Raw genomic sequence first — 15,946 nt, 5'->3', positions numbered from 1 at the left:
TTAAGAGCCGCAGGGTTGTGCGTGTCCATTCGGATCAAACCCAAACCTACAGGAGAAATTGCATGGGAAATCCGAATACAACAACTACTCAAAGCCTGCCCGACTTTCGGGCGCTTCACGACCTAGGATTCTCGGTGTTCATCTTGCCAAGAGGCAAGAAAATTCCGAGCATGTCGTGGAAAGCGTTTCAGTCTGAACGACCGACCGAGCGGCAAATCGACGATTGGCAAGGCGCAGAAGCCAATGTCGCCATCGTAACAGGAGCGGTCAGCAACCTATTTGTCCTAGATGTCGATAGCCAAGAGGCGCAGGCATTGGTGGACGGATTAGACCTACCCAGCACACCGACGGTCCGAACTGCCAAGGGTCGCCACTACCTGTTCCGAAATCCGCCATTTGAGCTACGCAACAAGGTCGGCTTGCAGGGCGTAGAATTAGATGTGCGTGGCGAAGGCGGCTACATTGTCGGCCCCGGATCGCTTCATCCCAATGGCTGCCTTTATGAATGGGAAGTTTCGCCAGCCGATTGTGACTTTGCCGAGCTTCCAGCCGAGGTGCTCGACCTCTGGAGGCAGGAATCGTCATCAACGGAGGTTGCTAAGCAATCAGGCCGCGCAAAGTATCTAGAAGCCGAAAAATTCAGCTACTGGTTAAATCGCCAGATTACCGATGGGGTTGCCATGCTTCGAGAGGCGAAGGAAGGCGAACGCAACGATACCCTGTTTCGTGTCGCTGTAGTACTTGCCAACCATGTTGCCGCCCTTGAACTGGAATGGGCGATGGTCGCCGAAACACTCCGACCGGAGGCTTTGGCAATAGGACTGAGCGGGAGCGAGATTGAAGCGACGCTAGAAAGCGCATGGGATCGCGGCAGTTTGGCTCCTACGGATTGGCTGACGGTCGCTCGCCAATGGCTTTATGTCGCTACACCAGACCGCTTTCGGTCCCCCAGGACCAATCAGGAACTGAAGCCGGAAGCCTTCTCCCGCCAGTTCGCGGACGTGAAACCGAACGACAAAGGCACATTCGCCAGCTTCCTCACAAGCGCCGGTCTGATCGACAAGGTTTTGGACTTCCGGTTTGAGCCAAGCCAACCGATGGGAATTATCTCCTACAACGGGGAGAGCTTCTTCAACACATATCGTGCGCCAGCGATTGAAGCGGTCGAAGGCGATTGGACCCCGCTTACCGAGTTTCTCGAATACCTTGTTCCAGATAAGTTCGAGCGGGACCACCTTGTCCAAATGATTGCGTGGACGATTGCCAATCCCGGCCAGAAGCTGAGCTATGCATTGCTGCTCCAGTCGAAGGAGCACGGTGTCGGCAAGAGCACGCTGGTCGACATCTGGCGTAAACTCCTAGGTTTTGAGAACACTCGTCTGACCAATTCCGAGGAGATGGACAGCGCGTTTCAATCATATCTCGAAAACACCCTTCTAGTGGTGTTGGAGGAGTTGAACCTTGGCAGCGGGATAAACGTCTACAATCGCTTGAAGGCACTTATCACCTGCGAAACTGCAGTGATTAACATCAAGCACAGGGCGCAAAGGGAAGTCCCAAACTACGCCAACTTCGTTTTCCTTTCGAACTTGGATGCACCGATTTTCATTGAGAAAGCGGACCGCCGCTTCTTCGTGATCGACACTCCAGCCGAGAAACGGGAACCGGCATATTGGACCGAGTTCTACGCATGGTGGCAAGCCAATCTTGGCATCGTCAAAGCCTACTTTGAGTTCATCTACGTTGGCGACTTTAACCCCAAGGCTCATCCACCCATGACACCCGCCAAAGAACGCCTCATGGAGCATAGCGAGACACCATTGGTGCAAAGTCTGCGGGAACTGCTGGAAGACATGCCCTACCCGCTAAAGGAAGTTTGCACCTTGGACGATGTTCGTAAGGCTCTACGAAACAAGGGGGTGCGATCAGACTCTCCTAGGAGACTTTCGACGGCGTTGCAGTCGCTAGACTGCCAGCCGTTGGGGCAATCTCGGCTCTCTGCTGGCAAAGCCAGTCTATGGGCATTGCACAGGGCGGACTATTGGCAATCCGCTTCGCACGAGAAGCGGAGGGAGGCTTACGAGGGTTTGATAGCCGATCCTCCAGAGGTTGAGGAGGCTGCATGATTTCTGTGCCTGTCTGTCTAGGCTCCCAAGAGAAAGCCATCTCTCATGCCGTCAGTCATTGATTGGTTTTTCCTATTATTTTTAGAAAGTTACTAGACAGACAGACAAAACGAACAGAATATTTCTAATAATCGAGCGTCCCGCAGGCTTCGACCGCCTCCACCACCTTGGACAAGCCGTCTAGGTCCAGCACACCCTTTTCATGTGCGCCGCCAACCAAAGAATGCGGATATTCATAGCTGGAAATTGCAACTTCAATCCTCTCCCCCGCCATTGGCGACAGGTCGAGAGAATGCTTCCAATCTGTCCAAAAGCGATCACCTACTTTGCGAAACTGCGTCTTTTGCCCCTTGCCGTGAACGCCTTGGAGCCGGAAGCGCCAAATTCGCCCTAGTGAGCCGAACTGGTGTCCCTTTGAAACCACCAAATAGGGTGTCCCGCGCCAGAAATGATCTGCCACGCCAATTGGCTCTGGATGGGGCTTGCCCTCTGCTGATTTGACTGCCGAGCAACGGATTCCCTCCCTCGTTTCGATCTGCCAGACGCGCCAGCCACTCTCGGAAGATAACAGGGTGAGGTAGTAGCCCTCGTCCACTTCGCGCTCATCGCCAACCTTCCAAGGTTGGGCGAAAGCTCCGGTAGCGAAGAACGTAGCGAACAGAGCAAGCAGAACGGAAATTCTCAAAACAGCCTCCAACTTCAATTCAGAGGCAACCCGTCAAGCCGGGTGTTCGTAACCTAGGCTTCCGCAAAGGCGCTGCCGCCTTTGGGCAGAACCTTGGACATGCGCGACAGCCACCCGGCCAGAATAAATCTGACCGGCCGGAAGCTCAGAGGTTACGACGCCTCACAGGCGGGACATACCGCGCTGCCAAATGACCCTAGCCACCGCGACTGAAAGGATCAATTTTGTTGTGTGATCTTCAGGCTCTCGTGCAACACTGGGTTGTCAGGCAGTCACGAAAGTACGACGTTGCGTGCGTATGGAGTTCTTCAGACAAATTTTTGGTGCAACTGGCAGCCTAGCAATTGCACGCGCACAAATGCACACCGTTTTCTGGAAAGCACGGAGTCTGTTTTCTAGACTTGCGTTTCGAGTTGATCGGTTCTCAAGCACAGTCAAAAAAGACGTTGAGACTCTTTCATACACTCGTTCCATCTATCGTGAACTTCTCTCAATCAGTCTTAAAGGCATAATTGCGGCATGTGTCTTCGTTATAATTGTCGAAACCGTCGAGCATTTCGCGGCTCCGGCAATTGCCGAGATCACACCTAACTGGATTGTGCTGTCTCCTGAGAACTCGGAATTTCTGAGCATTGTTGGGCAGATCGGAGCGGTCTTTCTTGGTATCTACTTCGCCACCTTCGGAATAATCCTCAGCTCAAGCTACAGCCAAATCCGAAGCGATGTTGTCGACCTAATTCTCCGTGAGAAGGTCAACAACGTTTACTCATCGTATCTGATCAATCTCACAATTCTTTGTCTAATCTCCATTGGTCTCAGCTACCTCGGATATGAAACCGGATACACGATCTTCTTCACCGTCTTGCTAGGCGGTCTGGTCGCGATCTTATGCATCTTCGAGTTGGGTAAGCGGCTGTTTCTTTTCTTCGATGTTTCAAGATTGGTAGACGCGGAAATCCTACCCGAAGTGACTCGGCTTATCGGCGAGGTCTCCAATTCAGGGCGGCGCTCCATCCACCTTGATGCACATCGACAAAAGGTTGTTGAACAGCGTCTTTCTACTCTCCGATACCTCAGCTTCAATTCGTCCAACGCTCTTGGTCAATCTTCCAAACCAAATCGCAAAGTGGACCGTGCGTTCGCTGGCCTGTTGATCTATTATGCCGAGGAGCGCCCGAAGATCCCTGCTGAAAGCTATTGGTTCAAGAGGACGCCCAAACACCCAGAGTGGTTCTTTGAAAGCGATTCCAGCACTAGCATGGCGCTGGAAACGGACATGCATCTGTTCCCCAAAGAGGAGATTGATGAACGCTGGTTCGAGGATGCGTTGCTTGATGGATTGTTGGCATCATTTCGACAGAGTTTGGAGCTGGAGGACTATTCAGCAGCCTACAGCACGTTGCAATATGCACAGTCTGCCAACGAGGCGATTGCCACCTTGCTTCTCGCCGATGAAGGTATTTCCTTTCTCAAGCGATTCTCTGACCTCACTAGCAATCATGAAATTGCGCCGGAGCTACCTCTTGACGGAAAAAAGGGTAAGCCGGACATTCAGGAGATATCTTTGCACTTGGGCCTCACCCAAGCTTCGTACATGTTCGCGTATGAATATCTGAGATCGGCGATCCTATTTGCCGAGAAATTGCAGAATCTTTCCAATGGCATCAATTGGGCAAAGCCTGATTTTTCTGGTTTCCCTGCACCGGTATTGGTCAGGCTCCAAAACACGAAAGCAAGGATAGCGTTTGAGCGACTGGTGGAAGGTCGCCCTCTTATGCCCGTTGGGTATATCACCCAACTGATCGCCAAGGAGTTCACCACTGCGTTAAAGGACGGTCTGGAAGCCGTGATACAAGAGATGCGGCGAACCACAACAGAAGCGGTTAGAAGCCGGATTTCGGATAAGCGCGAGCATCTTGCGACGCCGATTCTTCTAAGCTCATTTCGATCCGCCACTCAGTTTGCCGGTTTCATGGATCACCTAGGGTCCGCTCTTGAAAGCGCTTATGCTCTAGAGGTCTACCCAGAATATGAGATCACAAAGATCGACACGACCGCGATGCGCGAAGAGTTTTTGACATTGCGCTCTGATCTCCTTGACCAGCTTTGTTCGATGCCGATCATAGGGTTCTTGGCCAGTGATCTTGGGAAAGCAGAAGAACTGCCGGACTATTTCGGCCAAAGCTACTTCTTGCTTGCAGAAGAATGCTACAGAGCATGTCGAGAGAATGATCCACGCCGGTTCAAGAAGCTTTTTCTAGCTTTCGGGATTCTCGCTCAAATCGCCTTTTCTCGCTTTGAGGATAAGAAGGGCAAGGTGAGCGATGAATACTTTCTATCGCTTCTCGGAACTATCGCGGAGGATATGCTCGCATTGACTGGATATGCGATAGCGTTTGGCGAGCTTCATGAAAGCGACGACTTTAAGTCAGAGGCTGACAAGGTATGGGAAAGCCTACTCGCGAATGCGAAGGATCGCCAAGGCTATCTAAGATGGATTATCGCCATTTCCTCTGCATTGCGAGAGTCGTTCTACGCTGGGCCGAGAAACATAATCAGGACTCGATGGAGTATGGGCTTGAACCATGTCCTCCGAGATCAAGGGTTCGATGATGGTATGAGTTATGACTACGGGGCAAAGCAGCACCCAAGTGCAGTTATTCGATGCATTGCCGGAATTGGTATGAGCCGACCGAGCGAAGCGGCAATCTTTCTTTTGCTACTAGAGAAAGTCGAAGGAGATTTTGAACTTCCGCGAGCAGTCGCTGACTTCAAAGCCAGCTTCGAGAGAGAGGCAGAAAGATGATGAAGCTAACTCGGGGTAAGCAGCCTGAGTGGTTTCCACCAGTTAAACCTTCAGGCTTTGAGCGACTGATATTGAGCGAGCCGATTGACGACTTTCGCAGTCATTATGTCCATATGTTCTTGCAGGACTTGGAGCACTTGGTCCCGCTCGGTTCAAGAAGAGAACGAGACGCCTATTTCGATCTTGAGACGAATGACAAACCACTTGCTGAGCTGGTTCTGGCCTCACTCGACCGGCAATACAACTCCCGCCATATTGCCGATGCCCTGAGGCACTTCTTGTCGTCCACGGCGATGGAGTTGTTCTATTCTGGCCATAGCGTGATTCAGATCACCGCAAAATTTGAGAACAACAAATGGGATGTTCGCTCATTACACCCTAACTCCAGCCGTATCCTTGCGATTGGCTCAACGCTAATACAAGTTCTGCCGGAGCGAGAATCACGGCGGTTGGGCCTTGAAAGAGAAATCTTACCTCAAGAGATTCGAGTCCTAGATCGCAGCCGCCTTCTAAGGATTGAGCTTCCCGCCGACCTTCGGCGCAAGCGCAAGCGCCTTATGAAGCGGCTGAGTCTACTGAGCAGAATATCGTACCCAGACACAGAAAAGCTCTTTCCAAGAACTACGCTCGAAAACCCAAACCCCAAGAACAATCTATGGGATTTCTCGGCCTTTAGAAGAAACTGGGAGATTGCTCTATTCCAAGCGATAAGGGACACCGGCTGGAATGCTAGAGACTACTACGGCGAGGAAAAGTCTGATTTCTTTACGTCGGTCTGGCGATTGCGGTTTCGAAAGTTCCAAGCTGCATTGCGCATCGAGATCATCCGGCAACTCAATGAGCAGATTCCGCCCATTATAAGGAAGGTCAATCCTGACTTCACTATGACGATTAGGGAGCAAGGAATGCTTTCACCTGCGGAGCTGACGGAAATGGAGCGACAACTTTACGCGGGCGAAATATCGTTCAAGGAGGTGATAGACTCCACGTTTAATCGTTGAAGACAGTTGCATTGATTGGATCACCTATCGGCAGATTGGCTCGAAAGGTCTTAGCTTCAGTTTCAGATTTTCGGAAAATTATCCCAGGTCGCTCTGACCCCCTCTCTGAGGTGGGGAAAATGCACCAATCAAGAGGGGGTCCTACCCTTCCCTTCTGACACATCAGCGACACAATCCGCTTCACATTCAGAGCTGTTGCTGTAGATTCGCATGAGCAGCGCCTCAGTTGGAATGGGGGTCTAGGACATGCTTGCCCTGTAGAGCACTGTCTTCGGGAGGCAGGGGCCGGAGGTTCGAATCCTCTCTCCCCGACCAGATTCTTTTTGGGGGCACCAAGGGATCAAAACGAAAATGCGCAAATCCTCGCTTGTCATCATCCTGATCGCATCGCTCGCCCTGTCGGCGTGCAACACCGTTCGCGGTCTGGGCCAGGACCTCGAATCGGTCGCCAACGCGGGCGACGAGGTCATCTGATCCGCATCGCTTGCTAGCGGGCTCCAATTGCGCCACGCTGGCGGCGATGAACCTGTTCGATCTCAGCGGCAAGGTGGCCGTCGTCACCGGCGGTAATGGCGGCCTGGGCCTGGCGATGGCGCGCGGGCTCGTGAAGGCCGGCGCCGATGTCGCGATCTGGGGCCGCAACGCGGACAAGAACCGCGCCGCCTGCGAAGAGCTGGGCGCGCTCGGCGGAGGCCAGGCGGCGGCATTTTCCTGCGATGTGTTGGAAGATAGCCAGATCGCCGCAGCGCTGGCCGCGACGCTCGACCGGTTCGGCAAGGTCGATGTCTGTTTCGCCAATGCGGGCGTCGGTGGCGGCCGTGCCCTCCCCGAAATGACCCCGCAGGCGTGGGACGATGTCATGGCGATCAACGCGCGCGGCGTCGCCCTTACCTATCGCCATGTCACCGCGCACATGATCGAGCGCGGCGAAGGGGGGAAGCTGCTCGCGACCTCATCCGGCCAGTCGATCATGGGGGTCAATCGCAGTTCCAACTACGCGGCGTCGAAGGCCGCGGTGAACGGGCTGACCCGCGGAGCAGCGTTTGAGCTGGCGCGCCACGGGATCACTGCCAATGCCTTCCTGTTCGGTTTCTATGAGACCGACATGACCGAATCGGCCGACCCGCGCTTTGCCGAGTGGATGACCAAGCGCATACCCTTGCGCCGCTTCGGCGATCACGAGGGGCTGGAAGGCCTTGCGGTGTTCTTCGCTTCGCCGCACAGCGACTACATCACCGGCCAATGCCTGCCCATCGATGGGGGCCTCTCAATCAGTTAGGAAGTGTTTGGTTCCCGGGTATTTTTCGGAACCCGCCCCCTGTTGAAACCGTTGAAAAGTCAAAGGCTGGCGCAATGGCGCGCCGCCCGCTGACTATTCAAAGGAACGACCATCATGATGGCCATCATCACCCTGATCGCAACGATCCTCCTGCCGCCGCTGGGCGTGGCACTGAAGCACGGACTCGACCGCGACTTCTGGATCAACCTGATCCTCACGTTGCTGTTCTTCATCCCCGGCGTCATTCACGGTCTCTACGTGAACTTCGTGCGTAGCGGGAATGCACTCGCCTAACCTGTAGAATACTTGAAACATCGCGCGCGGGGCGGCATCGGTTGGGCATGAACAGTCCAAACCGGGGCCGCCCCGCCGTTCTTTTCGTCTGTCTCGGCAACATTTGCCGATCGCCATTGGCCGAGGCGGCGTTTCGTGCCGCTGCCGAGGAAGCCGGGCTGGATGTCCAAGCCGACAGCGCGGGGACCGCCGCCTACCATGTCGATGCGCCGCCCGATCCGCGCAGCATCGATACTGCCGCCCGTGCCGGGATCGACATCCGCCACTATCGCGGGCGACAATTGGTGCGCGAGGATTTTACGCGTTTCACGCATATCTTTGCGATGGATCACCAGAACCTGCGCAATATCAGGGCGCTTGAGCCCGAAGGCGGCATCGCGCAGGTCGCGCTATTGATGGACATGGTCAGAGGGCGCGAAGGTGCCGCGATCGCCGACCCCTATTACGACGGCGAAGAGAATTTCCGCGATACGTGGGAGGACGTCAGTCTGGCAGCACAGGCGCTGGTCGAAATGCTTGCGGGCCGATTGGACAATTAAGGAGAAACCTTCGCGATGTTGCCTCCAACCGAATACCTGCTGGCATTCTCTATTGCAGCGCTGCTCCTCACCATCACGCCCGGACTGGATACGGCGCTGGTGCTTAGGACGGCTGCTGTCGAAGGCGGGCGGCGGGCCTTGCAAGCAGGTCTGGGGATTGCCGCAGGTTGTCTCGGCTGGGGCCTGATCGCTGCAGCCGGATTGGGCGCGCTGTTGGCGGCTTCGGAAGCGGCTTATAATGTCTTGCGCTGGATCGGTGCGCTCTACCTGTTCTATCTCGGGTTCAAGCTCTTGAGAGCACCGGCGCGGGAATTTGCCAGCGATCTGCCGCGTCAGGGTGACAGTTCGCAGGGCTGGTTCTGGCGCGGATTTCTCACCAACATGCTCAATCCCAAGGTTGGCGTGTTTTACGTATCGTTCCTGCCGCAATTCATCCCTTTGGGCACCAACGTCTTTGCGAGCAGCACCGTGCTGGCACTCATTCACGCAGTGCTTGGCATCGGCTGGTTCGTCGCGCTGATCCTTGCGACCAGGCCGATATCCAGGGTGTTGAGACGGCCCACCGTGACCCAGTGGCTTGACAGGATCACAGGGCTCGTCTTCGTCGGTTTCGGCGTCAGACTGCTGGCAAGCCACCGCCACTAAGCAGGCTCAACCACCACGCAGCAACTGCACACCCCAGTCGCGCTCGAACAAATACAACAGGATACGTGCCGCAGCGCCGCGCTCGCTCGACAAGCCGCCGTCGCGTTCCATCAGCAGCCGCGCGTCGTCGTGCGCCGCCGGCAGCAGCCGCGTGATCTGCTCGAGATTGGCCACGCGGAACGGCGTGTCGCCCGATTGCCGCGTACCCAGCAACTCACCCCCGCCGCGCAGTTCGAGGTCCTCCTCGGCAATACGGAAGCCGTCCTGCGTCTCGCGCATCAAGGCGAGCCGCTTGCGCCCCGTTTCGCTGAGCGCGCCGCCGCGCAGCAGCAGGCACACGCTTTTCTCGCTGCCGCGCCCCACCCGGCCGCGCAACTGGTGGAGCTGTGCCAATCCAAATCGTTCGGCCTGCTCGATCACCATCAGCGTCGCGGCGGGCACATCGACCCCGACCTCGATAACCGTGGTGGCAACCAGCAGCTTGGCCTCGCCGCTGGCGAAGCGCTCCATCGCCGCGTCTTTCTCTTCAGGCCGTTGTTGCCCGTGGACGAGGACGACGTCGTTTCCGAACCGCTCATTGAGCTGGGCATAGCGCGCCTCGGCGGCGGCGATATCGTCGACCTCGCTTTCACGCACCATCGGGCAGACCCAATAGGCCTGCTGTCCGCTGCCGATATGTCGCGAAACCCCGGCGATCACGTCTTCGAGCCGATCCTGCGACACCACCACTGTGTCGATCGGCTGGCGACCGGGAGGCATTTCGTCGAGCTTGCTGACGTCCATCTCGCCATATTGCGCAAGCGTCAGCGTGCGCGGGATCGGCGTGGCGGTCATCGCAAGTGTGTGCGGGGTCGCACGCCCCTTGCTCGCCAGTTGCAGCCGCTGCGCCACGCCGAAACGGTGCTGCTCGTCGATCACCACCAGCGCCAGGTCCTTGTAGGCGACGCTGTCCTGAAAGATCGCATGCGTGCCGACGACGATGTCGATCGACCCGTCGAGCAGGCCCATCAGGATGCTCTCGCGCGCCTTGCCCTTGTCGCGCCCGGTCAGCAGCGCGACCTCGACCCCGGTGGAGGCCGCCATACTGCGCAGCGTCTCGAAATGTTGCCGGGCAAGGATCTCGGTAGGTGCCAGCAGCGCCGCCTGCTTGCCTGCCTCGTTGGCGATCAGCATCGCCTCGAGCGCGACCACGGTCTTGCCCGCGCCCACGTCGCCTTGCAGCAAGCGGAGCATGGGCGCCTCCTGCGCCAGGTCGCCCTCGATCTCGCCGATCGAGCGTTTCTGTGCGCCGGTCAGCGGGAACCGCAGGTCGAGCTTGTCGCGCAGGTGCCCGTCGCCCTGCAGCGGCTGCCCGCGTCGGCGGCGGTTGTCCGCCCGCACCAGCATCAGCGCAAGCGAGTTGGCGAGCAGCTCGTCATAGGCCAGCCGATCGCGCGCGGCGGCATGCTCCCCCTTGTGCGCGAGGTGGAGCGCGTCGCGCCACGCGGGCCAGCCGGCCTTCTCGAACTGCGTGGGCTCGATCCATTCAGGAAGTTGGGGTAGCCGGGCGAGCGCCTGCTCCACCAACCCCGCAACGCGCGGCTGGGTAAGCCCCTCCGACAGCGAATAGACCGGCTCATTGAGCCGGGCGAGGCTTTCGCCGCTGTCCTTCTCGACGTGGTCGGGGTGGACGATCTGGAGCATGTCACCGTAGCGATCGAGCCGACCCGACACCCAGCGCTTCTCGCCTACCGGCAGCAGTTTCTTGGCGGTGAAGGAGGCGCGACCGAAATAGGTCAGTGCGCAGATGTTGCCCACCGCATCCTGGGCCAGCACGCGGTATGGGCCGCGATTGTTGCGTGCTGCGCGGTGTTCGGTCGGCGTCAGAGCGATGACGATCTGCTCGCCCTCGCCCGCCTCGTCGAGATTCTCGACCGGCCGCCGCGTCACGAACCTCTCGGGCAGGTGATAGGCGATATCGCGGAGGCGGGTGAGCCCGAGCTTCTCCAGCGGCTTGCGCAGTTTGGGCCCCACGCCTTCGAGCGCGTCGGTCTCGACGAACAGCGGATTGAGGACCTCGGGACGCATCGCAACTGCTCTAGCGAGAATGACCGCGCCTGCGAAGTTCCCTTGGAAAACTTGCAATTGTGAACGTTTTACATTCTAACCTCGCGCAAGGCGGCGTTCCCTTGGGACTTACATGCGGGAACGACACAGCCAAGCACCTCGGGTCGCGGAACCAAAGCACTTGGGGGAAGACAATATGATCACTAGAATTGCTTTTGGCATCGCTGCCGCGAGCCTGGCTTTCACTGCCACGCCTGCTTTCGCTCAGGATGAACCGGAAGAGCCACGGACGACCTATCGGATCGAATTTCTCAAGCTCAAGCCAGGCGCGGGTGAGCGCTGGACCGAGATGGGCGAGAAGTATTGGGGACCGGCGACGGAGAAGGCCGGACTGCCGCAGCCGGAGGTTCACTGGCTGATGTCAGGACCGTGGGATATCATGATGGTGTTCAAGATGCCGCGCGGCCTGGCAATGCTCGACTCGCACAACCCGCCCGAGCGCGTCGCCTTCCGCAAGGCCTTCGCCGAAGTTGCCGGTGGGGAAGACGAGGCCAAGAAGCTCATCGCGGAGGACAACGAAATCGTTGCGAACTCGATGGTCACCTACAGCCATACGCATCCGTGATCGCATCACGCCCTTGATTGCAGGGGCATGATCGGACAGAGGGGCGCCATTCCATCAGTGATTGGCGCCCCTTTTCCATGCCCGAAGCCCTCACCTTTCCCGCCCGCCTTGCCCGCGCCAAGTTTCGCGCCTGGCATCGCGGCACGCGCGAGGCGGACTATATCTTCGGCGGTTTCTTCGATCGCTATTCGGCGGGCTGGGAAGCGGCCGAGCTGGCATGGTTCGAGGCGCTGCTCGACGAGGACGATGTCGACGTCATGGCCTGGGCGATGCAAACCCAACCGGTACCGCCGAAGTTCCAGGGCAAGCAGATCGAGCTGATGCAGCGGCTCGACTATGTCGATATCCCGCGCTAGGCGCTTGCAGCCTCGCGGGAACATGCCCCGCATCCGACCTTTGACCTGACAATGCCCGATCTCTCCCGCATCCTCTCGGCCAAGGCGCCGCTCACGCTCTCGTCGGTAGCGCGCGGTGCGCAGCCGCTAGTGATGAGCGATCTCGCGCGCGCAGCCAGGGACCGCGCGGTCTTCATTGCGCCCGACGAGGCGGCGATGCGATCGGTTGCGGAAGCGGCGCAATTCTTCGCGCCCGAGCTCGAAGTGATCGAATTCCCGGCGTGGGATTGCCTCCCCTACGACCGCGCCAGCCCCGCCCTCTCGGTCAGCGCCAAGCGGCTCTCGGCGCTGTTCCGGCTGCAGACCGGTAAGTCTGGGTCGCAGCTGCTGGTCACGACTGTCAACGCGCTGACCCAGCGCGTGCTCACCCCCTTCCGCATCCGCGAGAGCGTGCGCGAGTTCAAGCAGGGCACGACGATCGGCCACCAGAGCCTCGCCGCCCTGCTGCAACGCCAGGGCTATTCGCGGACCGATACCGTCGTCGACCATGGCGAATACGCGCTGCGCGGATCGATCGTCGACATCTTCCCGTCGAGCCTCGACGAGGGCCTGCGGCTCGATTTCTTCGGCGACGAGCTCGAAAGCTTGCGGCTGTTCGACCCGACGACGCAGATGTCGACCGGGAAGCTCAAATCCCACCTGCTGCTGCCGGCTTCGGAAGCGCTCATCGACGAGGAATCGATCAAGCGATTCCGGCTGCGGTATCGCGAGATGTTCGGCGCGCATGCGACGCAGGATCCGCTTTACGAGGCGGTGAGCGAGGGTCGCCGGCTGGCGGGCATGGAACACTGGCTGCCGCTGTTCGAAGAGCGAATGGCCACGCTGTTCGACTACCTCGGCTCCGATGATGTCGTGGTCATCGACAGCGGCGCGCAATCAGCTGCCGAAGAACGCTTCAAGGACATTGCCGACTATCACCAGTCGCGCAGCAAGACGGCGGGACAGGCGGCGGGCAGCTATCGTCCCTTGAGCGAGGATGCGCTCTATCTCGCGCCCGAAGAACTGGCCGGGCTGCTCGAAGCGCAGAAGGTCCATCGCAGCGTGATCTTCGCTGAGCCCGAAGGCGACCGCGTGGTCGACTTCGGCTTCTCCTCGGCGCGCGATTTCGCCCCCGAGCGCGCGCGCGGCGACAATGTCTACGAAGCCGCCGCCATGCATCTCCAGTCGCTCAGCAAAGCGGGCAAGAAGCCGCTGCTGGCCGCCTATTCCAAGGGCAGTAGGGCGCGCATCGCCTCGATCCTGTCTGAAGCCGGCGCATCGACCAAGCTTGCCGAGAGCTGGCAGGAAGCGCTCGGGCTTTCTGCCAAGGGCCAGCCCGTCGCAATGGTGCTGCCGCTCGAGACCGGCTTCGCCAACGACCAGCTCGAGCTGCTGACCGAACAGGACCTGCTCGGCGATCGGCTTGTGCGTCGCAAGAAGCGCCGCAAGGATTCGGATGCCTTCCTCGCCGAACTGCAGGCGCTCGCCCGCGGCGACCTGGTGGTCCATGTCGAGCACGGCATCGGCAAGTACCTTGGGCTGGAACCTGTCCCGGTCGGCAAGAGCAAGCACGATTGCGTGATGCTCGAATACAAGGGCGGCGACAAACTCTACATCCCGGTCGAGAACATCGACGTCCTGACGCGTTACGGCTCCTCCGAGGACGCGGTCATGCTCGACCGGCTCGGCGGCGAGGCCTGGCAGAAGCGCCGCGCCCGGCTGAAAGAGCGCATCCGCGAGATCGCAGGCGAGCTGATGCAGGTCGCTGCGCAGCGCGCGCTCAAGAAGGCGCCCGTGCTGAGCGCCGAGGACGGCCCCTACAACCAGTTCGTCGAGAAGTTTCCGTGGGAGGAAACCGACGATCAGGACCGCGCCATCGAGGACGTGCTGCGCGACCTCGAAAGCGGTCGTCCGATGGATAGGCTGGTGTGCGGCGATGTAGGCTTCGGCAAGACTGAAGTAGCCCTGCGCGCAGCCTTTGTAGCCGCCATGAACGGCCAGCAGGTCGCGGTAGTCGCTCCAACCACCCTGCTCGCCCGACAGCATTACCAGAACTTCACCGAGCGCTTTGCCGGCTTCCCGCTCAAGGTCGGGCGGCTATCGCGACTGGTCCCGGCCAAGGAAATGGCCGAAACGCGCGAGGGCTTGGAAAAGGGCGATGTGGATATCGTCATCGGCACCCATGCGATCCTGTCGAAGAACACAAAATTCCGCGACCTCGGCCTGGTGATCGTCGACGAGGAACAGCGTTTCGGCGTGACCCACAAGGAGAAGCTCAAGCAACTCCGCGCCGACGTCCACGTGCTGACCCTCACCGCCACCCCGATCCCGCGCACGCTGCAGATGGCGATGAGCGGGCTGCGCGAGCTCTCGACCATCCAGACCCCGCCGGTCGACCGGCTCGCGGTGCGTACCTACGTGATGGAGTGGGACGACATGGTGATGCGCGAGGCGCTGCTGCGCGAGCATCATCGCGGCGGACAGAGCTTTATCGTCGTTCCGCGCATCTCCGACATGGCCGAGGTCGAGGACTGGCTGCACGAGCATGTGCCAGAAGTGAAATCGATCTCCGCCCACGGGCAGATGGGCGCGAGCGAGGTCGAGGAGCGCATGAGCGCCTTCTACGACCGCAAGTATGACGTGCTGCTCTCGACCACGATCGTCGAATCCGGCTTGGACATTCCCAGCGCCAACACGATCATCATCCACCGCGCCGACCGCTTCGGCCTCGCCCAGCTCTACCAGCTCCGCGGGCGGGTGGGTCGCGCCAAGCTGCGCGCCTATGCCTACCTCACCTATCGCAAGGACGTGCAGCTATCCGAGGTGGCCGAGAAGCGGCTCAAGGTGCTGGGCGATCTCGACAGCCTCGGCGCAGGCTTCCAGCTGGCCAGCCACGACCTCGACATTCGCGGCGCCGGCAATTTGCTCGGCGACGAGCAGTCGGGCCATATCCGCGAGGTCGGCTTCGAGCTTTACCAATCGATGCTCGAGGATGCGATCCTGGCCGCCAAGGCGGGCGAGCTAGGCCTGGAGGCCAAGCCGGAAACGGTCAGCCCGCAGATCACGGTCGATGCGCCGATCATGATCCCGGAGGATTACGTCCCCGATCTCGCCGTGCGCATGGCGCTCTATCGCCGCCTCAACGATGCGAAGGACAAGGCCGAGATCGAATCGCTTGCCGCCGAGATGATCGACCGTTTCGGTCCCCTGCCCGACGCGACGCAGAACCTCGTCCGCCTGATTGAGATCAAGCACCAGGCGATCGCCGCCAATATCGCCAAGATCGACGTTGGAGCGCGCGGCACGCTCGTCACCTTCCACAACGACGATTTCCCCGACGGCCCGGGCCTGATCGCCTATGTCGACAGGTTGCAGGGCACGGCCAAGCTGCGGCCCGACATGAAGCTGGTGATCAACCGCGCGTGGAACGACCCGCACAGCCGGCTCAACGGCCTGTTCCAGCTGACCAAGGGTCTGTCGAGCATCGCCAGGAAGGCGAAGAAGCGCGAGAAGGCGCTCGCCTGAG

13 protein-coding genes are annotated in these 15,946 nt (G+C 59.0%); 11 read left to right on the top strand and 2 right to left on the bottom strand.

Going from position 1 to position 15,946, the window contains the following annotated elements; genetic code table 11:
• Positions 1 to 62 precede the first annotated feature (62 nt).
• A complete protein-coding gene (locus tag P7228_RS12815; protein ID WP_278015627.1) occupies positions 63 to 2,126 on the top strand; it encodes a bifunctional DNA primase/polymerase in 2,064 nt (687 codons plus the stop codon).
• A gap of 124 nt (positions 2,127 to 2,250) precedes the next feature.
• Here P7228_RS12815 and P7228_RS12810 read toward each other — a convergent pair whose 3' ends face one another.
• Positions 2,251 to 2,811 (bottom strand): hypothetical protein, encoded by a 561-nt coding sequence (locus P7228_RS12810; protein ID WP_278015626.1) that lies wholly within the window; start codon positions 2,809 to 2,811, stop codon positions 2,251 to 2,253.
• Positions 2,812 to 3,103: 292 nt separating this feature from the next.
• On the opposite strand from P7228_RS12810, the gene P7228_RS12805 reads away from it, so the two are divergent.
• The 7 genes from P7228_RS12805 (at position 3,104) to P7228_RS12775 (ending at position 9,375) form a co-directional block, all read left to right on the top strand.
• Positions 3,104 to 5,617, top strand: coding sequence for a hypothetical protein (locus tag P7228_RS12805; protein ID WP_278015625.1), 2,514 nt, complete (start codon positions 3,104 to 3,106; stop codon positions 5,615 to 5,617).
• Entirely contained in the window at positions 5,614 to 6,618 is a 1,005-nt protein-coding gene (locus P7228_RS12800; RefSeq protein WP_278015624.1) for a hypothetical protein, read from the top strand. The genes P7228_RS12805 and P7228_RS12800 overlap by 4 nt, the downstream gene beginning before the upstream one ends.
• A 351-nt stretch (positions 6,619 to 6,969) precedes the next feature.
• Positions 6,970 to 7,092, top strand: coding sequence for an Entericidin EcnA/B family protein (locus P7228_RS12795; protein WP_278015623.1), 123 nt, complete (start codon positions 6,970 to 6,972; stop codon positions 7,090 to 7,092).
• A gap of 46 nt (positions 7,093 to 7,138) precedes the next feature.
• On the top strand, positions 7,139 to 7,897 hold the full coding sequence (locus P7228_RS12790) for an SDR family NAD(P)-dependent oxidoreductase (RefSeq protein WP_278015622.1): 759 nt from the start codon (positions 7,139 to 7,141) through the stop codon (positions 7,895 to 7,897).
• Positions 7,898 to 8,011: 114 nt separating this feature from the next.
• Positions 8,012 to 8,191, top strand: a complete 180-nt coding sequence (locus P7228_RS12785; protein ID WP_430732475.1) for a YqaE/Pmp3 family membrane protein — start codon at positions 8,012 to 8,014, stop codon at positions 8,189 to 8,191.
• A gap of 47 nt (positions 8,192 to 8,238) precedes the next feature.
• Complete coding sequence (locus tag P7228_RS12780) at positions 8,239 to 8,730, top strand: low molecular weight protein-tyrosine-phosphatase (RefSeq protein ID WP_278015621.1); 492 nt, start codon at positions 8,239 to 8,241, stop codon at positions 8,728 to 8,730.
• 15 nt (positions 8,731 to 8,745) lie between these two features.
• Entirely contained in the window at positions 8,746 to 9,375 is a 630-nt protein-coding gene (locus tag P7228_RS12775; RefSeq protein WP_278015620.1) for a LysE family translocator, read from the top strand.
• Positions 9,376 to 9,381: 6 nt separating this feature from the next.
• Here the strand turns inward: P7228_RS12775 and recG are convergent, their stop codons facing one another.
• Positions 9,382 to 11,442, bottom strand: a complete 2,061-nt coding sequence (gene recG, locus P7228_RS12770) for an ATP-dependent DNA helicase RecG (protein WP_278015619.1) — start codon at positions 11,440 to 11,442, stop codon at positions 9,382 to 9,384.
• 175 nt (positions 11,443 to 11,617) lie between these two features.
• Here recG and P7228_RS12765 point away from each other — a divergent pair, with 175 nt between their 5' ends.
• The 3 genes from P7228_RS12765 (at position 11,618) to mfd (ending at position 15,945) form a co-directional block, all read left to right on the top strand.
• Positions 11,618 to 12,046, top strand: a complete 429-nt coding sequence (locus P7228_RS12765; RefSeq protein ID WP_278015618.1) for a hypothetical protein — start codon at positions 11,618 to 11,620, stop codon at positions 12,044 to 12,046.
• A gap of 77 nt (positions 12,047 to 12,123) precedes the next feature.
• Positions 12,124 to 12,402, top strand: a complete 279-nt coding sequence (locus P7228_RS12760; protein ID WP_278015617.1) for an FAD assembly factor SdhE — start codon at positions 12,124 to 12,126, stop codon at positions 12,400 to 12,402.
• Positions 12,403 to 12,453: 51 nt separating this feature from the next.
• Positions 12,454 to 15,945 (top strand): transcription-repair coupling factor, encoded by a 3,492-nt coding sequence (gene mfd / locus P7228_RS12755; protein ID WP_278015616.1) that lies wholly within the window; start codon positions 12,454 to 12,456, stop codon positions 15,943 to 15,945.
• Position 15,946: the final 1 nt, after the last annotated feature.

It is taken from the genome of Altererythrobacter sp. CAU 1644, from assembly GCF_029623755.1.
In the GTDB taxonomy this organism is placed as follows: Bacteria; Pseudomonadota; Alphaproteobacteria; order Sphingomonadales; family Sphingomonadaceae; genus Erythrobacter; species Erythrobacter arenosus.
Note: the sequence above shows the minus strand (reverse complement) of the source record. Positions and strands in the feature narration are given on the sequence as shown.